We start from the raw sequence: 21,999 nt of genomic DNA, 5'->3' as shown, positions 1-21,999 counted from the left end.
TTGATGTTGCACAGTACCTACTTGGTTCTCGAAGTTAAACACTTCTGTCCAACCTCTATTTGATAGATTCTATTTTATTTTTAGTTTATGTCGAATTTTACTCACTCTGGCGCCTATTAGCTTATCGGCCAAACGCAGTTTTAATGTGATATACCCATAAATCGCTCCACCAAAAGTTGCTACGATCATGATAATCACAAAAGATTGGAATTTGCGTGTTGGATCTAAAAATAGGTACAAGAACTGTCTCATAATGATTGCTCCAATCATCATCACTAAAGTAATCAAGAAAATCAACAAACCACGACGCAACGTCAAACCGAAATTAAAGTGACTGACTTTTTTGATTTTTCTCATAATCAATACACAAGAAAGTGTGAATCCTATCATGGTAGCGATCAATGGACCATATACTTCAAAAAGTCGCACACTTGGGTATTGAACAATCAATTTCAGTGCTAAACCTAAACCGAAATATTTGATTGCTGCTTTATTTTCATACATTCCCATCAGCATCGTCGACGACAACATGTACAGTCCCATAAATAAACCCGCAAAACATGCTTGGATCAGGACAGACACACCTAAATCATCTGGTGCATAAAACATCGTATAAAGTGGTTTTGCCAAGACGATCATACCAAATGTCGCAGGCAACATCACAAACATAAATAACTGCAAATTATTACTAATCAGTTTTGATAGATCACGATATTTTTTTAATGTAATGGCTTCAGTGATCAACGGTAATCCTGTAGCTGAAATAGAGGTTGCTAACGCAATCACGACCATTGTCAATTTATCTGGATTTGCATTGAAAATCGCAAACAGCGTTCGTAACTGGCTACCAGAATACGCCGTAAATGTATTCATAAAATTAGAGAACGTAAATTGATCGACTAATTTAAACACGGTTACACCTGAACCCACGATAATAAAAGGAAGTGCCTCTTTGAGTGTCTCGATCAGTAAATCTCGTGTCGAAGCTTGATGTTCATTTGCACTGTGTGCCGCAAGATAGTCAAACATCGGTTTTTGTTTATGGAAATAATAAAATAAAACGACTAAGCTTGCCAACATCCCTATAAATGCTGCCAACGTTGATTGTGTTACGGCACTGACATAGTTCCCATCTAGCATTTTCATGATGATAAATGCAGTCAATAACATATAAAAAACACGTGCTACCTGTTCAACGATTTGTGATAAGGCATATGGCATCATATCTTGGTTCCCTTGGAAATATCCACGAACCACGCTCATACATGGAAAAATCAGAACTGCCAAACTCAACGAACGCATCGTCGGAATCAATTCTTCTCCACCACCGGACCACTTTGCTAAAAGTGGAGAGGCTAGATACATAACAATCGCAAAAATCGCACCTAAAATCGCCATCAACTGAAGCGCTTTGAAAAATAGCTGGCGACTAATCTTATATTCATTCAATGAATTATAGTACGAGGTTTGTTTAGCGATAGCAGCAGGAATACCTGCTGTAGATATTAATAAAAAGAGAGCATACACAGTATAGCCCATTGAAGATAGACTATTTGCTTCGTTGGCGTGTTCTCCCATCCATGCATACCATGGAATAATGTAGACCGCACCCAACAAACGAGAAATTATATTACTAGCTGTCATCCAAGCAGACCCTTTAACCATTTTCTCTTGGTTAGTCAAGATCGGTTGATCAGCAGGATTTGGTTGATTTATCATTTAACTCCTCCATCTTTCTTTGAACATGCTTCCTTTATTTTAATTGTTAAATCAAGTATATGCAACGACTTTCTCGAATAAATTAACTTATTTATAGTTTCCTCACAGATTTGGTAAAAAATTAGTGCCGATCATTTTTAAATTATCTAAAAACCAAATAAACACTTCGTTTTTATCTATTTCTTTTAATTTTATATTAGATATCCAAAACGTTAAATACCAAACGTTATTTATGTTTTTTTTAAAATTTCATCAAAAATCATTGATTATCCACTTGTTATTTTAAATAGATATTTATTACAAAAAAAATTCTACTTCATTAAAAATTTTCTTCAGACTTTTTACATCTGTCAGCAAGCATCTTGAAGTTTTGTCGTTTAAATTGTATGATGAATTCTAAAGTTTCTATCTGCAAAACCTTACATTCAGATTTTAGATACCGCTTGGAGGCGTAATGATGACTATTTCTTTAGAAAAAATCCGTGAATGTTTACTTAAAGAACATCTTTTAAAAGAATTTATTTCAACTAGCGATTGGTCTTTGACTATACCTACTTCGTTGTACGATAAAACATTTACTGCCCTTTCATATGATTCTCGAACAGTAGATGCAGATACACTTTTTTTCTGTAAGGGCCTGAATTTCAAATCTGTATATTTAGAAAAAGCGATTACAGCTGGACTAGCTGTTTATGTCGCTGAACAACCCTATGATGTCCCAGCCGCACTAGGAATCATCGTAACAGACATCAAAAAAGCAATGGCCGTTTTAAGTATGGCTTTTTATGACTATCCGCAAAATAAATTAAAATTGATTGGCTTTACTGGTACTAAGGGCAAAACAACTGCCGCTTACTTCACTAAATTTATTTTAGATCAAGCAACCAGTAAAAAAGCAGCGATGTTATCTACGATGAACTCAACTTTAGATGGTCAGACTTTTTTTAAATCACATTTAACTACACCTGAATCTCTTGATCTTTATCGTATGATGTCCGAAGCAGTTCAACATAATATGACTCACTTTATTATGGAAGTATCTTCACAAGCTTATAAAACAAATCGTGTGTATGGTCTATTTTTCGATGTTGGAATCTTTTTAAACATCACTCCAGATCATATCAGCCCGATTGAGCATCCAACATTTGATGATTATTTTTATTGTAAACGTCAGTTGATCAAGCATTCTAAAACCATGATTTTAAATCATGAATCTGATTATTTCCATTTATTGAAGGAAACAGCCGAGCTTCATAATGTACCTTACATCGTTTATGGAAATCAGTCATCAGAAGATACAGATTATATCTACCAGACAACTCCAGATGACTCACTTGCATTTTTCGTCAAAGCAAAAAATGATTCCTTGGCTATTTCTGGTGAATATCACTTGCGCTTAGGTGGTGATTTCAATAAAGGAAACGCATTAAGTGCAGCTATTGCTAGTACCTTAGTTGGGGCTACACACAATGATTGTCAACAAGGAATCAAAGAAACGACTGTACCTGGTCGTATGGAATTACTCCAAAATAAAAATGGCGCAAAAGTCTATGTAGATTATGCGCACAATTATGATAGCTTAAAAAACCTCTTGACTTTTGTCAAAGAAGAACACCCTAACGGTCGACTGCTAGTTGTGATTGGCAGCACGGGCAACAAAGCCATTTCTAGACGAAAAGATTTTGGCACTGTTTTATCTGAACTGGCTGATATTGCTATTTTAACTACCGATGACCCAGCTGATGAAAATCCAATCACGATTTGCGAAGAGATCCAATCTCATATCACAGCAGATATTCCTGTTAAAATTATTGCTGATCGTAGTGAAGCGATCGAAGCAGCTTTAGCAATGAGTCAAGCGGAAGATGCCGTTGTTTTAGCTGGTAAAGGTGCGGATTTATATCAAAAAGTTGGCGGGGAAGACACACCGTACGAAGGTGATTTTTATATCGCAGAACGCTTGATTTTAGAATAAAAGAAAAGAAACCGATAAAAATAAGCTAAGAGCCCCAAAAATTATACTTCAAATTTTTGGGGCTCTTAGCTTATTTCCGCAAGGATTGCTTCTGCTCCCACCGTCTATCCGGATTCCACGTAAGTGGGATATAGCTCGAAACGTTATGTTCATTTCCCCTCCGCTCTTTTTGCATCTTCATCCCATCAACATCATAATGATTGTCATCAATACTAAACTAATCAAAATACTTGCAGATGATGTAAAACCAACTGTTTCTTCGGGCATTCCGGCTTTAACACTATTGATCACTGAAAAAGTCGGCATCGGTGCTACACTCAATACAACTAAAACAATTCGTAACAATGGATCTAACGGAATCATAAAAGCAAACATCAATGCAAAAATCGCTCCACACAAATAACGCCAAGTCAGCACTTCTTTGACTAAATGCATCGTCTTTTTAGGCAATCTCAACTCAAAATATAACCCAATCATAAACATCGATAAAAAACCATTTGCTTTAGCAATCATTTCTAATATACCTAGCAAATCGGCTGACAATCGAACTTGAACGATTCTAAGTACTAACATGACCATATATGCTGTAAATGGCGCTGACTTAAACAAGGATACGACAATCCGCTTTAACGTCGTCTCTTCTTTAGAACCGGCCACTTTATCGATCAGCAGAGTACTACCACCCGTCAACATCACACTATTTCCAATATCAAACATTAAAAGAAATGGCACAGCTAACGGATAAAATCCTTGAATAAACGGCAAGCTAAAATTACCAATATTATACCCTGACATAGAATACATTTGAAATTTCCGCTCCAAAACAGAGCGTCTTTTACTTACTTGACCACCAATCAAAATCACTAAAATATTCAAAATAATCCCCATGATCAATAAGAAAACCAACGTTCCTGAAACATCCACACTAGCCAAGCTAACGATCACTGTTGCTGGCAACGTGATATTGACGATAATAACAGACAACGTACCGCCATCAGACTTACTCAATAAACCAATTCGTTTCATCAAATAGCCTAAAAAAATCACAAAACAAAAACCAATCGCTTGTAATAAAATTTCCTTCATCCAACTCGCTCCTCACTCATCTACTTGCAACACTACATCCATTATAGCAAAAAAGAAACCACCCACTTCAAAAGCGACTGGAACTGGAACCTTTAGCCTCGATAAATAAGCCGGAATTCACGAATTTGTGCTTCATCATTTTGTGTCCAGGTCGGGACGGTTTTACATCAACTCGTACCTCGTCGTGTGTCACAGTAATGTCAGCTTATTTCTGTCGAGATTGTTTTTGCTCCCACCGTTTATTCAAATTTAAGGTGTGAGACAAAAGTGACTAGCACTTTTGTCTCACACCTTTTTTCAACCTGTTTATCCTTATTTCTTCGGCAACAAAATCTTCCGCGTTAAAAGAAGCATCACACTTCCGATAACTAGAAAATACAAGGGCATCGTCACCAAACACCCATTATGAAGTTTGCTCATACCAAACGTAAACAAACTGACAAGCAAATAATACCCTAAACTAAAGATCGCTCCTGCAGTTCCGATCACATCCTGAAAATCTGTCAATGCTAGACTTAAACAATTAGGCAACGCAGTTCCAGTTCCCGTCAGCAGAATAAAAATGCCCAGCAGCATCAACCAAAACTGTCCTAATTCCGGAAGAACAGTTGCCATACTTGTCAAAAGTAGAAAAAGTACGCCAAATAACATTGTTTTTATGCCAATCAAAATGATTTTTTCAGGCTGATAAATCGATAATAAACGTTTAGACAATAACGAGCCTAGAATTGAGGCTCCTGCTACACCTATACCTAAAAAACCATACGTAGCAGTTGATAAATGAAATTGTTCAATAAAGATAAAAGGTGCTTCTGCATAATAGCTGAACAATACGCCATTGATCGCCCCTATCAAAAAACCATAAGTTAACACTTTAGGGTTCTTTAACAATCGTTTGATGATCGGTATTACTTTTACTGGTACGCGTTTATCGACCTCAAATGTTTCTGGTAAGCATAAAAATGCGTAACAAAAAACCAATACACTCATTACAACCAAGACAAAAAACACAGCTCTAAAGCCCCAATATTGATCCACGATTCCACCAATCAAAGGCCCTATCGCTGGAGTAAACGCAAGTGCTGCAGAAATTTGTGCAAATAAAGCATGACGCTGATTACCAGAATAACTTTCACGCAATATCGTTTGAGTGACTACTGATCCTGTACTTGCACCAAACGCTTGAACAAACCGGGCGAATAATAGTATTTCAATCGTTCCAGAACGGAAACAAAGAAAACTACCCATCCCGTAAAATAACAATCCATATAACATAGCTTTGCGTCGACCGATAAAATCAGATAGCCAGCCCCAAAAAAACACACCTAGCGCAAAAGCCAGAAAATAAATACTCAAGGTCAATTGAACGGTTGCCATGGATGTTTGAAAATCATGCGCAATATCCGGTAACGACGGTGTAAAAATGGTTTCACTAATTTGCGGAAAACCAACTAAAACAATCAATAATAATAAAGATGGTACACGAGTTTCGATGCTTTTTTTCAAAGTAATTCCTCCATTTAAGGTTTTACAGCTTGATCTGCAAAACCAAGTAGTTTATGAAAAAAAACATCTATCTCCGGGAAGCGGCGGGAGCATGATCAATATTAATTTATACGTATTCATCTGCTGATCACTTCCTTTCTATTTACTATAATTTAGTTCACATCTTTTTTATGGTAGCACAGACCTCATTACAATTTCAATACCACAAACATTTTTCTAGAAAGTAAAAAAATAAAACATCTGTCCATCAATTAATGATAAGATTATTATGATAGCTACATATTCTAAAAAAAGGAGCTTTGCTCATGGACTTAAAACAACTTGTCCCGACAGACTTCAGTGGTTTTATTAGTGTCACATCTAATGCTGAATCACTATTATTTGAAGCTTATGGTCATCGAGATTTACCAAATAAAATAAAAAACAATGTAGATACCCTTTTTGGCACTGCATCCGGCAGTAAAACTTTTGTTGCCGTGGCAATCATGAAATTGATTGAAGAAAAGAAGATTGGGATCGATCAACCAATCAATCAAATTCTTTCAAAGAAACTCCCCAACATCGATCCTAGTGTCACGATCCATCAATTACTAAATCACACTTCTGGGATAGGTGATTATTATGATGAAGAAATCATCAATGACTATGCTGAATTGTGGATAGATTTTCCTAATTATAAAATACGTAAAAACAGTGATCTTTTGCCTTTATTCATTGATAAAAAAATGGTGGATATTCCTGGAAAAAAATTTCAATACAACAATACTGGCTATGTTATTTTAGCAACGATCATCGAAGAACTGACACGCCAAGAGTTTGATCGCTATTTAAAACAAATAATTTTCGATCCTGCTGGTATGAGTTCGACTGGCTATTTTGCCTTAGACAGATTACCAGCAAATGTAGCGAACGCTTATATCTATGATGAAAAAACATCAGAATATTACACGAATATCTATAGTATCGATGCTAAAGGAACTGGTGCTGGCGGATGTTTTACAACGTTAAAAGATCTCGAATATTTTTGGCAAACATTGTTTAGCGGAAAAATCATTACAAAACAAGCAGTCGAATTAATGCAAACAATGCAGGCTTCTGATTATTACGGCTATGGTTTTTGGATTGCTAAAAATAATGCGCGTGCTTTTCCCTATATGCAAGGACAAGATCCGGGTATTTCATTTATTTCTTCCTATGATCGATCAACGAATCAAACCATTACGATTATGAGTAACCTGGGACAAGATGTATGGTCGTTGCACAAAGAATTCTCTGCAGTTTTGCTTAAAAAAAATGATGAAATACAGCTATAAAAGACCTACTCTATTAAGAAAGTAAAAAGAAAGGCGCGAGGCAATGAAAAAGCGAAAAATACATAATTGTTTAGATGGCTGCTCGGTAGAATCAACCTTACAACTAATTTCGGGTAAATGGAAGTCTGTACTCTTATACCATTTGATTTTTGAAGGTGCTTATCGTTACAGTGAACTACAACGCTTTGTTCCAGGTATCACTAAACGAATGTTGAGCCTACAATTAAAAGAGTTAGAATCAGATGAACTCATTAAACGAAGAGTAATACGAGAAAAACCGATAGCTGTGAGTTATTCCGTAACTGATTATGGACGAACATTAGCTCCTGTTATTGAGTCAATGTATCATTGGGGCAATTCATTTAACAAACAACAGTCAAAAATACAGGAATCATTCAATTGATGGTATAAAAAAATTCCCCGATTTACAACGCTGCTTCCGTCCCTTACACTAAAGTCACTTATTGCTTAGCGCGATAAACTTTCAAGTAAATGGAGAAAAATAAATTGACTAACAATTCACAAGAAAAACGACAAAAAATTCTAACTGCTTTTGAACATCGCCATGCTACAAAATCCTTTGATCCAACAAAAAAAATTCCAACAGAAGATTGGGAAACCATTTTGGAGGCAGCTCGTTTGTCTCCAAGCTCATTTGGCTATGAGCCATGGTCTTTTTTACTCATTGAAAATTCTCAAATAAAAGAAGAATTGAAAGAATTTGCTTGGGGCGCAATCAACAGCTTAAATGGGGCCAGTCATTTTATCATAGCGTTAGCACGTAAAAACGTTACTGCAGAAAGCTCACATGTTAAGCATATGGTAGAAGATGTATTCGGCCTACCATTTTCACCTGATGCTCCACAAACTCAAATGTTCAAGCAATTTCAAGTAAATGATTTTGATTTAAACAGCGAACGCTCATTGTTTGATTGGGCTTCTAAGCAAACCTATATAGCCTTAGCTAATATGATGACAACTGCCGCTTTACTAGAAATTGATAGTTGTCCGATTGAAGGATTTAATCGAGCTGATGTAGAAACTTACTTGAGTAAAAAAGGACTGTTGGATACAAATGAATTCGGTGTTTCTTATATGCTTGGACTAGGTTATCGTACAAAAGAAATACCACTGAAAAAACGACAATCAATGGATGAAATTTTGACAGTTATCGAATAAAATAAATACTTTCTATCTCTTGATTTAAATCATAAAAAAATCGACTAACAGCCTTAAAATCAGTATTTTTTACTGATTACTAAGAAAGTAGTCGATTTTTTCATCTAATTACTTCTTCAACGCTGAAGGCTTAAACCCTTTTAATCGCAAGGCATTCAGCAATACAGAAACTGAACTAAAACTCATCGCAGCTCCTGCAATCATTGGATTCAATAACGGTCCACCAAATAGATACAAGACACCCATTGCAACTGGAATTCCTAGCGTATTATAAGCAAATGCCCAGAATAGGTTTTCTTTGATATTCTTGATCGTTGCTTTACTCAACTCAACTGCAGTCGGTACATCCATCAAATCACTACGCATCAACACAATATCCGCAGATTCCATCGCGACGTCTGTTCCAGATCCAATCGCAATCCCGATATCTGCTTGTGCTAGCGCTGGTGCATCGTTGATACCATCACCAACCATCGCCACTTTCTTACCTTCTTTTTGTAATTTCATGACTTCATTTGCTTTATCTTCTGGTAAGACCTCACTTAAAACGCGGTCGATTCCAACTTGTTTAGCGATTGCTTGGGCTGTTCGTTTGTTATCACCTGTGATCATCGCCACTTCGATTCCCATTTGATGTAATTTTTTGATTGCTGGAATACTGTTGGGTTTGATTGTATCAGCAACGGCGATAATTCCTGCAATCACGCCATCTTTTGCAATATACATCGGTGTTTTTCCTTGTTCTGCTAATTGATCAGACGTATCGCCTAAATCACCTAGAGAAATAGTACGGTCATCCATTAATTTTTTATTCCCTAATAATAAACGGCTACCTTCGATTGTTACTTCGATTCCGAGACCTGGAATTGCTTCAAAAGCTTCTGTTGATGCAAAAGCAATATTTTTTTCTTCCGCACCATTGACGATTGCTTCTCCTAAAGGATGTTCTGAGCCTTTTTCAGCAGATGCTGCTAAACGGAGTAACTCATCTTGTGCCATGCCATTTGCCGTTACAACGTCTGTAACTTTTGGTTTTCCTTCTGTGATCGTTCCTGTTTTATCGAAAACGATTGTTTGGATCTTATGGGTTGTTTCTAATGCATCACCACTTTTGATCAGTACGCCGTTTTCAGCGCCTTTCCCAGTTCCTACCATTATTGCTGTTGGTGTTGCTAAACCTAGCGCACACGGACATGCAATAACTAGTACTGAAATTGTGATCGTTAAGGCGAAAACCCAAGATTCTTGCCCTAAAAAATACCAAGCTAAACCTGCTAAAACAGATAACACCATTACGATTGGTACAAAAACACCAGAGATTTTATCTGCCATTTTAGCGATTGGTGCTTTTGATCCTTGTGCATCTTCAACTAATTTAATGATTTGAGACAATGCTGTATCTTTCCCAACTTTTGTTGCTTTAAAACGGAAACTACCATTTTTATTGATACTTGCACCAATGACATTATCCCCAACTTTTTTCTCGACTGGCATACTTTCACCTGTCAGCATCGATTCATCGATTGCAGATGAGCCTTCGATCACAACACCATCTACTGGAATTTTTTCACCAGGGCGAACAATGATCGTATCCTCTAATTGAACACTATCTACTGGGATTTCCATTTCTTGACCATTACGGAAAACACGGGCATTTTTCGGTGCTAAGCCCATTAATTTTTTGATTGCTTCTGACGTTTTTCCTTTTGAAACAGCTTCAAAATATTTACCTAACGTGATCAATGTTAAAATCACACCAGCAGATTCATAGTACAATGCCATTGTGAATTGTGGATCGCCAGCAAAAATCATCGCTGTTCCGTACAAACTGTATGCTACAGCAGCACTCGTTCCTAGAGCAACTAGTGAATCCATATTGGGATGTCCTTTAAATAAGGCTTTAAACCCCACTGTGAAGAAACTTCTGCCTAAATATAATACAGGGATCGTCAAGATCAACTGAACCATAGCAAATGTTTCTGGATGCATCATTGGATCTACAAATGATGGCAATGGCAAGCCAACCATATGCCCCATTGCTACATATAATAATGGAACAGTGAAGACTGCAGACATCCAAAAACGTTGCCACATGTCTTTGATATGTTTTTGTTTTTTCTCACGGTCTTTGTCTACAGTGTCTGTAGAATTCACTTGCTCGATTGCTTCATACCCAGCATCTGATACAGCTTTGGTAATATCAGAAACGTTTATTGCTGACGGATCAAAATCAACAACCATTTTTTCTGTTGCTAAGTTGACGGATGCTTTTGTAACACCGTTCAATTTAGCCGTTGCTTTTTCAATTGTTTGCGCACATGAGGCACACGTCATTCCTTCTATATCAAATGTTCGTTGTTGGACGTTACTTAATGCTTCGTATCCTGCATCTGCTACAGCTTTTTGGATGTCACTTTCTGAAAGTTTGCTTTCATCATATTCAACGTTTAGCTTTTCAGTTGCTAGGTTAACTGTTGCTTTGGATACACCTGTTAGTTTGGCAGTTGCCCTTTCTACCGTTTGCGCACATGAAGCACAGGTCATCCCTTCTATATCAAATGTTTTTGCTTCCATCTTTTCCATCTCCTTTTTTATTTGCATCATTTTTTATGTTTATATCCACATCGACTATATTTGTAGTCGAATCATTTCTCCTTCATATTAAAGCAGAATATTCTATTTGTCAACCTAAAGATCTAGTCATTTTATGAACTAATCTAAAAAAATAGTTTTGAACATCCTTTCCGTAGAATGTTCAAAACTATTTCATTCGTTATTATTTCAAAGACAGTACCGTCTCCCGCTTAATCAACTTATGCGGAATCACCATCCGAACCCCTGTCGCTTCTTTTTCCTGCAGTGACTCAATCAGTTTTTGCATGCCCATTCGACCAAGCTCTGCAATATCAATATCGATACTGGTGAGATAAGGATGAACGAGAGTGGCGTAAATCGAATTATTAAAACTGATCACCGAAAAATCATCTGGCACACGATAGCCATACATTTGTGCTAATTGAATCATTCGCATCGCGAAGATATCATCGATGACAACAGCAGCTGTAGCCTTCGTCTCTTTCAAAAGTTGCTCAAATGCTACATAATCTTCTGGCTTTTCCATATCCACTGAAGGCAATACTGGCAAATTCGCTAACATCATCGCCTTTTGATAGCCAAAATAGCGTTCATAATAAACATTTTCATGGGTGGTATTCGTAATAAACAGAATATTTCTATGCCCATTTTCGATTAGGTAATCAGTGGCATGTTTGCCCAGTAATTGATTATCATTGTCCACGTAAATGACCTTATCTTCATTTGTATACGGCTGACCGATCAATGAGAAGGGAACTTGATTTTCGAATAAATAATCGATGACTGGATCCTCTTTATCTGAGTAAAGCAAGATGAATCCATCGACTTGCTTTTGACGATGCATCAGCTGAACATTTTCTAACAACGTCTCAAAAGATTGCGCCGTGGCAATTGCCGTTGTCATACTGTGTTTACGGGCTTCATCATTGATCGACTCAATGATTTCCAAATAAAATGGATTTCCCATCCGCTCACGAGAATCTAACGGCGGTAAAATCACACCGACTGCTCCTGATGAACGTTTGCCTAAATTTCTAGCCGCAATGTTGGGGACATATCCCATTTCTTCCATTACTTTATAGACTTTTTTCTTCGTAGCATCTGAAATACTTGAGTGGTCGTTGATCACTCTGGAAACAGTGGAAGTAGCCACACCAGCTTTTTTAGCAACATCTTTAACAGTAATTGTCATCTATTCTCCTCCTTTCATGATTAATCGTACAAATTTTAATAAATCATTCCATCGTAGAAAATAATACCATAGATTGATGCTTTGTTGCTATCGTCTTTTTCTTTCAAGCATAGTCGTTTAAATAAACAGTGAAATCAACTATCTGCTTTTGCTGTTTGCCAGACAGATAACAAGAATTCAAACGTTAATTCTTTCGTGGAAGAAACAAGCGCGATATTTGCCCCCAGATCTTCTGAACGTCCTACCCCGATCGGTAAGGCATGGCTTGCAATAATGGCTTGAATCCCCGCTTTCGCATCTTCGATTCCGATACATTCTGCTGCTTGTAGTCCAACATTTTTAGCTGCTAATTGAAAAATCTCTGGGTCTGGTTTTCCTTTTGCAACGGCGCTCGGGTCAGCAATTCCATCAAAATAGGGCATCAACGCCATTTTCTCTAACAGAAAGGGACCGTTTTTACTAGCAGAAGCTAAAGAAATTTTAATTCCTTGTTTTTTTAAATTCTTTAACAAATCCAGAATGCCTGGATAAACATCTTTTGGGCTAACTTGTTGGATCATTTCTACATAATACTCATTTTTCCGCTTGGCTAGTTCAGCAAATTCTGCTGAAGTGAAGTCATTTGTTTTGCCGCCATGAGCGAGTAATAAGGTCAATGAGTCTTCACGACTAACCCCTTTCAACTCTTCATTAAACGTACGATCGATCGTGATGCCGATTTCTTTTCCTAACCGTTGCCACGCTTGATAATGATACTCTGCTGTATCCGTTAAAACACCATCTAAATCAAATAAAACACCTTTAAACATGAGGATTCACCTTTTCCATCTCGATTACTAATTCATCTGCTAAAACCAGCTTATTTCCATATAAAGTAAGTGGTAGTTCTGCTCCTGAAACAAGTTGTAATCGAACATTGTCTTGATCCACCGTCACATAAAGCAAACGATCACGATAGTTCACATGAAAGGCATAGCTTGTCCACGTGCTTGGTAAGAATGGGGCAAAACTTAATTGCTCGTCAGCCGTCTTCATTTGCGCAAATCCTTGCACGATTGCAAGCCAACTCCCTGTCATTGACGTGATATGCAACCCATCTTCGGTATCATTGTTGTAATTATCTAAGTCTAAACGAGCTGTCCGTTGATACATTTCTACTGCCTTTTCTTCCATCCCTAATTCTGCCGCTAAAACTGCGTGAACACTTGGTGATAAAGAAGATTCATGAACCGTCATCGGCTCATAAAATAAGAAATTACGTTCTTTTTCCGCTCGTGAAAAACGTTCGCCAAAGAAGTAAATACCTTGTAATACATCCGCTTGTTTAATAAAGCAAGAGCGTAAAATACGATCCCAAGACCAATGCTGATTCAAAGGTAAATCCGCTGAGGTTAATGCTGTTCTCGGCATTAAATCTTTATCTAAGAAGGTATCATGCTGAACAAAAACGCCTAACTCTTCATCAAATGGATAGTACATATTTTCAATGATTTCTTGCCAATGTACTTGCTCTTCTTTTGAAATTTTAACTGGTGTTTCTGCTTGATACTTGTCGTAATTTTCTAAGGTATATTGCAATACCCATGTGGCGATCGTGTTTGTATACCAGTTGTTGTTGATATTATTTTCATATTCATTTGGTCCTGTCACGCCATGGATCATGTATTTTCCAGTACGTTTAGAAAAATGAACGCGGTCCGCCCAAAAACGTGCGATTTCAGTGAGAACTTGTAATCCTTCATTTTTTAAATACTCGTTATCTCCAGTATAGTTCACATAATTGTAGATAGCATACGCAATCGCACCATTGCGGTGGATTTCTTCAAAGGTGATCTCCCATTCATTGTGGCATTCAATTCCTGTAAATGTCACCATTGGATAGAGCGCTCCTGCTAATCCTTGTTGGCGAGCGTTGTGTTTTGCTTGTTCTAATTGGTTATAGCGGTATTTCAATAGATTTTTTGTCACTTCTGGTTTGGCCAACGCTAAATACAAAGGAACCGCGTAAGCTTCTGTATCCCAATAAGTGGCACCGCCATATTTTTCACCTGTAAAACCTTTTGGTCCAATGTTCAACCGTTCATCTTCACCGTAATAAGTTGTAAATAATTGGAATAAATTAAAACGAATACCTTGTTGCGCTGCATCGTCTCCTTCGATTACAACATCGGCAAGTTCCCAGCGCTTTCTCCACGCGGCGTTTTGCTCATTCAATAGTTCAGCGAACGTTTTAGTCGTTTGATTTAATAGTTGAACTGCTTTTTCTTGTTGTTCCGCTTCTGGAATATCACGGCTTGTTAAAACAATGACTTGTTTTTCTAGCGTGATTGATTCACTTGCTTGTAGATTCGCTTGAAACGATTGTTGTACTTTCAAAGGTTCCGTTTCAGCCACACCTGCTTTGGCCTCTGTGACATGTTTCATCGCAGCTGTTACACTAAATTGTTCAATGCCAAACGGATTCGGTATCGTCTTAGTTGTTAAAAAGCCGATTGCTTCTTCAAAACCAGATTGTTGTGCTTCCCAAAACATTTCATCATAGTTGCTATCTTCATTGCGAACATCGCCATCGATTTTAGAAATAATTTGAATATCCGCAGTTCCTTCAAGCACTTCTGCTGTCACACGAATCACAGCTAGTTCTTGTTGCACAATACTTAAAAAACGTTCAAATCGGAATTTAACTCTTGCCTCTTCTTTTTCAAGAATAAATGTGCGTGTCAACAATCCGTTATGCATATCTAATTCTAAATAAAAATCTTTTGGTTCTTGAATTCCTAAATCAAGTACTTCACCATTCACAAAAATATCCATCGCGATAAAATTCACGGCATTGATAACTTTTCCAAAGTATTCAGGATAGCCATTTTTCCACCAACCGACTCTCGTTTTGTCTGGATACCAAACACCAGCTAAATAGGTTCCTTGATGGTGATCTCCTGTATAGTGTTCTTCAAAATTCCCTCTCATTCCCATATATCCGTTCCCCATTGAGGTCAGCGACTCTTGAAGACGACGTTCGTTACGTTCTAATTGATGTGTAGCAATTTTCCATGGGTCTATTTCAAATAAATGATTCATTTTCTCTCCTCCTGTAAATGTTTTGCTTCTTAACATCATAATAAACGCAACCGATTGCATTGTCAAACATTTCTTTGCTGCTCACTACTTATTAGTTGAAAATTCTTTATCTATAATGATACTATCGTTTTATCAGTAATAAAAAAGAGCTGATTTTATTTAAGGGTTTACAAAAATAAAAAACTGCTTTATACTACAGTCAACGAAAACGATTGCGCAATTATTGCAAAGGAGAGAAAAAAGATGAAAAAATTATTAAGTTTCGAGTTTTGGCAAAAGTTCGGTAAAGCCTTAATGGTCGTGATAGCCGTTATGCCAGCTGCTGGATTAATGATCAGTATCGGTAAAACGATTCCTCTGATCAATCCAGATTGGGCAGCACTAACGACAACTGGTGGCGTTATCGAAAATATTGGTTGGGGCGTCATCGGCAACTTGCATATTTTGTTCGCACTTGCAATTGGTGGAAGTTGGGCGAAAGAGCGTGCTGGCGGGGCATTTGCTGCCGGACTTTCTTTTATTTTAATCAACCGAATAACCGGTTCGATCTTCGGCGTCACTAGTGACATGTTAGCGGATGACAAAGCTTTTACACACACCTTATTTGGTACAAAAATCATGGTTAAAGGTTTCTTCACTAGTGTGTTAGAAGCACCTGCATTAAATATGGGGGTTTTTGTTGGAATCATCGCTGGTTTTGTCGGCGCAATGGCTTTTAATAAATACTATAATTACCGTAAATTACCCGATGCTCTTTCGTTTTTCAACGGCAAACGTTTTGTTCCCTTCGTCGTGATTCTTTGGTCAACAATCGTTGCAATTCTTTTAGCTATTATTTGGCCTTCTATTCAAGCGGGTATCAATAATTTTGGCCTTTGGATCGCTCAATCCCAAGATACCGCACCGATTCTAGCACCATTTTTATACGGAACGTTGGAACGTTTACTGTTACCGTTTGGTTTACATCATATGTTGACGATTCCGATCAACTATACACAATTAGGCGGAACTTACGAAATCTTATCTGGCGCACAAGCTGGAACGCAAGTATTCGGTCAAGATCCATTATGGTTAGCTTGGGCAACTGATTTAGTCAACCTAAAAGGAGCTGGTGATACCTCTCAATACAATTATGTTTTGGCAAACTGGACGCCTGCTCGTTTCAAAGTTGGACAAATGATCGGCGCTTCTGGTATTTTGATGGGAATGACACTTGCGATGTATCGTAATGTCGATCCTGATAAACGTTCAAACTATAAATCAATGTATCTTTCAGCCGCTTTAGCTGTATTCCTAACCGGGGTTACAGAACCTTTAGAATTTATGTTTATGTTTGCAGCAGTGCCATTGTATGTTGTGTATGCCATCATCCAAGGTGCGGCATTTGCTATGGCGGATATCGTTTCATTACGTGTTCATTCATTTGGAAATATCGAACTACTGACCCGAACACCTTTAGCCATAAAAGCTGGCTTAGGTGGTGATTTACTGAATTTCGTACTTTGTACAATCGCATTTGGCGTTTTGACGTATTTCATCGCCAATTTCATGATCAAAAAATTCAACTTCGCGACACCAGGTAGAAATGGCAACTACGATAACAATGAAACACAAACAAATGCAACAACAAGCAACACTCAAAATACAGATGGAATCGACCCTCAAATCATCGATATCATTCATCTGCTAGGCGGAAAAGAAAATATTGTAGATGTGGATGCGTGCATGACCCGCTTACGTGTTAGCGTCACTGATAAGAGCAAAGTCGGCACAGAGGATGCTTGGAAAAAAGCTGGTGCTATGGGATTGATCGTAAAAGATAATGGGGTTCAAGCCGTTTACGGACCAAAAGCGGATGTGTTAAAATCAGATATTCAAGACTTACTAGATTCTGGCGCTGCCATTCCTACGCCTAAGCAAACCGAAACGATCGCTATAACAGCAAGTAACTCAGATTATCTTGGTCTCACAAAAACGATCGTGCCTGTTGCCAATGGTGAAGTAATCGCTATCGAGCAAGTCAATGATCCTGTCTTTTCGCAAAAAATGATGGGTGATGGCTTTGCCGTTAATCCTACAAACGAAACGATTTACGCCCCAATCGATGGTGTGATCAGCAGTATTTTCCCATCTAAACATGCATTAGGTATTCAAACAGAAGAAGGTATTGAAGTCTTAGTTCACATGGGATTAGATACAATCGAAATGAAAGAGTCAGCCTTTACGATCCTCGTAACAGAAGGACAAAAAGTAACAGCAGGTGAAAAAATCGCCACAGCGGACTTAGAAAAAATCAAAGCAGCCGGTAAACAAACAACCATGATCGTCGTCTTTACAAATGGCGAAAAGATCAATGCCTTCCATTTAGATAAAGTTGGTAATCAAGATCCTGGAACTGCTATTGGCCGTTTAGATATTTAATCAGAACAAATCCTAAATAGGGGCGGTGTAAAGCTCGCAGAGTTTTATCACTCCCCTATTTTTTATCACTGCAGGAGGAATAAATATGAAGGTACTAACATTGAACACTCACAGTTGGTTAGAAAATGAACCCTTAGAAAAATTACACCAATTGGCAACCCAAATCACCCAAGAAGAGTATGCCCTGATTGCTCTACAAGAAGTTAATCAACGCATTGATAGCTTACCAGTTGTTTCACCATACAACTTTCACCCGTCTGAAAAGCAACTGCCGATCCACGAAGATAATTTTGCATACCTTTTGGTTCAGCTTTTAAAAGAACAAGGACATGATTATCATTGGAGTTGGGCTTACAATCATATTGGTTACTCCACCTACCACGAAGGCGTTGCCCTTCTTTCAAAACAGCCGATCCACCCAAAAACAGTTGTAGTTTCCGAAGAACAAAATCCAAATGACTACCGCACTAGAGTTTTACTTATCGGCCAAACAGAATTAGCGGGAAAACCAATAACGGCAGTCTGTTGTCATTACTCTTGGTGGCTAGAAACTGGTGGTTTTTCTTACGAGTGGAAGCAAACGGAACAAGCATTACAAAACCACTCTTCACCACTATTGCTTATGGGCGATTTCAACAATCCCGCTTCAGTCGCTAAAACTGGCTACGACCTTGTTCTCACTAGCTCATTGCAGTTGCAAGACAGCTTTTTAGCAGCAGATCAAAAAGTCGGAGAACACACCGTTGAAAAAGCCATCGATGGCTGGGGGGAGAATCAGGAAAAATTGCGCATTGATTATATTTTTGCTTCACAAGAGTTATCCGTTTCTAGCTATCAAATCGTTTTCGATGGAAAAAGTACGCCTGTAATTAGTGATCATTTCGGCGTATCAGCTATTATCCAATAAAATCAATTTGTTATCTTTATAGTAACAGCTCATCTGTTCAACCTTTCCTGACTAAAGTCATGAGAAATTGAAGAAGTTTAAATCAAACTTCGTAACAGAATCAAATATAACAACTTTTCATATTTTTAACAATTTTTTTAAGTTCAAAATTGAATGAGTTCCATAGGGTTAAAAATAAACCAATTCCATTTCACAAAAAAGTGCCTACCAATCAATGAACTGGTAGGCACTTTTTTATATTCGGATTATGTTGACTAAGGAGTTTAATAACTAAAAATCATTATCTAATACAAACTTTTTTAAACTTCAATTCAAATAATGCAGATAAAATAAGGTAATTACCAAAATACACCATATATATATAATACAAATCTAAAGACCCGTAAAAATGAAACATCAATATAGTTCCCATACTAATTATATTTATTATAAGAGTCCATTTCACAACAAATTTTCCGTTTTCTATAACCTGTAATATATATTTATTTATTTCATATAGTATTATTGGGCTAACTAAAAAAAATAGTGGTAGTATCATTTTAGTTGTTTCGTTTATCAGCTTATCATCAAAAGTGAATAAATTAGAAAAAGGAACTATCATTAAGTATATACCTATTCCTATTAATACATAAAAAAAGATAGACATATATGTAGATATTCTTTTTACCACTATGATTTTATTTTTATTCTTCTCTCCAAAGTATTCACTTGCAAATATTGTCACTGCATTACCATACATAAACATTGGTAATTTTAAATATACTAATGCTTGACTGATAATAGAATACACACTCAAAGACATTGTATCTAGTCTTGCAATCATTGCATCAAAAAAAATCAAAAATATTATTCCTTCTAGTAATTCTTGAATCCCTAAAGGAATACTCCTTATCAATATATCTTTTATATATATTGGCTTTAACTTTAAACATGAAAAAAAGGTAGCTCTTACAATTATCAGATAGCACAAAATTGTTATTAGTAATGTAATATTTAATGCTATCCCTGCACCAAACACACCTAAACCTGAAAAATTTCCTATGCCATTAATAAATATATAACTCAAAAGCACTTGAATCAGTGAAGATATTATAGATATCGTTAATATATAATTCGTTTTCTTTTCGACTTTTAATAGATTCGTAAGAGTAAATGTGATTAATGTTAATAAAACATAGAAGCTCATTGAATATAGATATGTAGTTGCCACACTCAGTAGTTCATCAGAAAATTTATATATTGCACTAATAAAGATTTTTGAAAAAAATAGAATTATGAAAAAAAATAACGAACCTATGATTACATTTGCATGCATTACAGAACTAACTAATTTTTTGAACTTATCTGTATCTTTTTCTCCTAAAGATTTTGAACTTAGCATACTAAATGCTACACTAATGACCCCTAAAACTCCTGTTACAGAATAAATTAAGTTATCAATTGTATTCATAGCAATTAAATTATCAGTTCCTAATCTCGCAGCTATAGAGAATGCTTTCTGCCCTATAATAGTCGTTATTAGTTGTGAAAATATTAATGGTAATGAGAATTTATTAATATCTATAAAAATTCTTTTTCTCATATTATATAACTTCCTTATTAAAAGGTTCTAAATATAGATACACATCTGATTGAATCAAGTTAGTATAAATTATATCTTGAATAGGTATATAATTTAAAAATTCTATCACTTCAGAAATGCAACCTTCTCTACTAATATCATATTCATCTGTTATTAACGCTACTATATGTTCTAATTTCATTTTTTTAGAAATACAATATAATATTTCTGCACCAATATTGCTAACTTCAAAATAGGATAATCTTATTGGATCAAAAGTTAAGAAATTCATTTCTTCATCTTTTTCAAAATACAGTTTTTTCTTACCATCAATATAAAAATTTTTAGCTAACATTGTATCTCCTCCATCGGCTTGTAAAAGCATGATGAGTCAGATCCTAATAAAGAACCATCTAACTCTAATGCACTACATCTGCAACCACCACCACACCATGTATGAGGACAGATAGAACATTTACCAGATAAATCATTAAAATTCATTTCTCTAAATTTTCTAAATACAGATGAGTTATTCCATATCTCCATTAAATTACTTTCATTTATATTTCCTGCAACTAATTCATCAATCCCATTCATCAAATCACATCCATAAACATCTCCTTTATGAGAAATGGAACATGCTTTGATTCCAGCTTGACAAGAAATATCTCTATCTACTCTATTTTTGTATGACTCTAGTTCCACACCCCAAACTTGCAATAAATCTAATCGATTATAGTATTCCAAAGGAAAATAATGCGTCCAAAATATATCACTTTCATTTGGAGGTACTATTTTAAAATTAACTTTAAATTCTTTATTTTTTATTCTTTCTGATAATTCTAAAAATACAGGATACCAATTTTCTTTGTCTGCTAATACACTTCCATCATTAGCCCTACCAGTTGGACAAATAACCATGACAGACATAAAATTTATATTCAGTTTATCATTTAATTTTATGGTATTAATTAAATCATTAACATTATGTTTACCTAGGGTAAATAGCGTTGATACCGGTAGATTATATTTTTGTAATTGTCTTATACCTTCAATTGCTTTTTTAAATGAACCTTTACCTCTAGAGCTATCATGTACTTCGGGATTGCTTCCATCTAATGTAACACAAATTCTATCCAGATTTAACTTTGATAACGCTAATGCCTGTTTATCTCTAATTAAATTTCCGTTAGTGTTCAAAACTTTTGTGAAATTGTATTTATCGAATTCATACAAAATTTCAATAATATCTTCTCTTATAAATGGTTCTCCACCTGTTAAAGCAACCCTTGGAACTTTAATTTTATCCATTTCTTGGAATAACTCAGACAATTTTTGTATTGTTAATTCTCCTTTTTTACTAGCAAATGGGCCAGATTCAGCTGAACAATAATCACAATTTAAATTACATCTATTAGTTACACATACATCTACTAGTATAGGTTTATAATAATATCCCCTCAT

At 36.3% G+C, this 21,999-nt stretch carries 16 protein-coding genes; 6 read left to right on the top strand and 10 right to left on the bottom strand.

Annotation, left to right across the window (positions count from 1 at the left end; all coding sequences use genetic code 11):
* Positions 1-69 precede the first annotated feature (69 nt).
* Positions 70-1,719 carry a putative polysaccharide biosynthesis protein gene (locus I580_RS13735; RefSeq protein ID WP_010772117.1) on the bottom strand — a complete coding sequence of 550 codons (1,650 nt, stop codon included), beginning with the start codon at positions 1,717-1,719 and terminating at the stop codon, positions 70-72.
* Positions 1,720-2,176: 457 nt separating this feature from the next.
* On the opposite strand from I580_RS13735, the gene I580_RS13730 reads away from it, so the two are divergent.
* A complete protein-coding gene (locus I580_RS13730; RefSeq protein WP_010772116.1) occupies positions 2,177-3,694 on the top strand; it encodes a UDP-N-acetylmuramoyl-L-alanyl-D-glutamate--L-lysine ligase in 1,518 nt (505 codons plus the stop codon).
* Positions 3,695-3,871: 177 nt separating this feature from the next.
* Here the strand turns inward: I580_RS13730 and I580_RS13725 are convergent, their stop codons facing one another.
* A complete protein-coding gene (locus I580_RS13725) occupies positions 3,872-4,780 on the bottom strand; it encodes an AEC family transporter (protein WP_010772115.1) in 909 nt (302 codons plus the stop codon).
* 312 nt (positions 4,781-5,092) lie between these two features.
* Positions 5,093-6,286 carry a multidrug effflux MFS transporter gene (locus tag I580_RS13720; RefSeq protein WP_010772114.1) on the bottom strand — a complete coding sequence of 398 codons (1,194 nt, stop codon included), beginning with the start codon at positions 6,284-6,286 and terminating at the stop codon, positions 5,093-5,095.
* Between the two features lie 305 nt (positions 6,287-6,591).
* Between I580_RS13720 and I580_RS13715 the strand changes: the two genes are divergently transcribed.
* The 3 genes from I580_RS13715 (at position 6,592) to I580_RS13705 (ending at position 8,778) form a co-directional block, all read left to right on the top strand.
* Positions 6,592-7,599, top strand: a complete 1,008-nt coding sequence (locus tag I580_RS13715; RefSeq protein WP_010772113.1) for a serine hydrolase domain-containing protein — start codon at positions 6,592-6,594, stop codon at positions 7,597-7,599.
* Between the two features lie 43 nt (positions 7,600-7,642).
* On the top strand, positions 7,643-8,002 hold the full coding sequence (locus I580_RS13710) for a winged helix-turn-helix transcriptional regulator (protein WP_010772112.1): 360 nt from the start codon (positions 7,643-7,645) through the stop codon (positions 8,000-8,002).
* A gap of 104 nt (positions 8,003-8,106) precedes the next feature.
* Complete coding sequence (locus I580_RS13705; RefSeq protein WP_010772111.1) at positions 8,107-8,778, top strand: NAD(P)H-dependent oxidoreductase; 672 nt, start codon at positions 8,107-8,109, stop codon at positions 8,776-8,778.
* Positions 8,779-8,886: 108 nt separating this feature from the next.
* Here I580_RS13705 and I580_RS13700 read toward each other — a convergent pair whose 3' ends face one another.
* From I580_RS13700 to I580_RS13685, 4 genes are all read right to left on the bottom strand, one after another.
* Positions 8,887-11,352, bottom strand: a complete 2,466-nt coding sequence (locus tag I580_RS13700) for a heavy metal translocating P-type ATPase (protein WP_010772110.1) — start codon at positions 11,350-11,352, stop codon at positions 8,887-8,889.
* Positions 11,353-11,554: 202 nt separating this feature from the next.
* Positions 11,555-12,565 carry a LacI family DNA-binding transcriptional regulator gene (locus tag I580_RS13695; RefSeq protein WP_010772109.1) on the bottom strand — a complete coding sequence of 337 codons (1,011 nt, stop codon included), beginning with the start codon at positions 12,563-12,565 and terminating at the stop codon, positions 11,555-11,557.
* Between the two features lie 134 nt (positions 12,566-12,699).
* A complete protein-coding gene (gene pgmB / locus I580_RS13690; RefSeq protein WP_010772108.1) occupies positions 12,700-13,374 on the bottom strand; it encodes a beta-phosphoglucomutase in 675 nt (224 codons plus the stop codon).
* Positions 13,367-15,646 (bottom strand): glycoside hydrolase family 65 protein, encoded by a 2,280-nt coding sequence (locus tag I580_RS13685; protein WP_010772107.1) that lies wholly within the window; start codon positions 15,644-15,646, stop codon positions 13,367-13,369. Before I580_RS13685 ends, pgmB begins: the two co-directional genes overlap by 8 nt.
* A gap of 243 nt (positions 15,647-15,889) precedes the next feature.
* On the opposite strand from I580_RS13685, the gene I580_RS13680 reads away from it, so the two are divergent.
* Both I580_RS13680 and I580_RS13675 read left to right on the top strand, forming a co-directional pair.
* Entirely contained in the window at positions 15,890-18,067 is a 2,178-nt protein-coding gene (locus tag I580_RS13680) for a PTS transporter subunit IIBC (RefSeq protein ID WP_010772106.1), read from the top strand.
* A gap of 85 nt (positions 18,068-18,152) precedes the next feature.
* Positions 18,153-18,974, top strand: a complete 822-nt coding sequence (locus I580_RS13675) for an endonuclease/exonuclease/phosphatase family protein (protein WP_010772105.1) — start codon at positions 18,153-18,155, stop codon at positions 18,972-18,974.
* 280 nt (positions 18,975-19,254) lie between these two features.
* Here I580_RS13675 and wgkD read toward each other — a convergent pair whose 3' ends face one another.
* From wgkD to wgkB, 3 genes are read right to left on the bottom strand one after another with little or no spacing between them, the layout of a single operon-like run.
* Positions 19,255-20,556 (bottom strand): tryglysin-associated MATE efflux transporter WgkD, encoded by a 1,302-nt coding sequence (wgkD, locus tag I580_RS13670; RefSeq protein WP_010772104.1) that lies wholly within the window; start codon positions 20,554-20,556, stop codon positions 19,255-19,257.
* Position 20,557: 1 nt separating this feature from the next.
* Positions 20,558-20,890: a PqqD family peptide maturation chaperone WgkC gene (gene wgkC, locus I580_RS13665; protein WP_034860296.1), complete on the bottom strand. Its 333-nt coding sequence runs from the start codon at positions 20,888-20,890 to the stop codon at positions 20,558-20,560.
* The gene (gene wgkB, locus I580_RS13660; RefSeq protein ID WP_010772102.1) at positions 20,884-21,999 is read right to left on the bottom strand and encodes a radical SAM/SPASM peptide maturase WgkB; all 1,116 of its coding nucleotides are present in this window, start codon (positions 21,997-21,999) and stop codon (positions 20,884-20,886) included. The genes wgkC and wgkB overlap by 7 nt, the downstream gene beginning before the upstream one ends.

The sequence above is a fragment of the Enterococcus caccae ATCC BAA-1240 genome (assembly GCF_000407145.1).
GTDB lineage: Bacteria > Bacillota > Bacilli > Lactobacillales > Enterococcaceae > Enterococcus_L > Enterococcus_L caccae.
The sequence above is the reverse complement of the archived record's forward strand: the minus strand, read 5'-3'. Positions and strand labels throughout refer to the sequence as shown.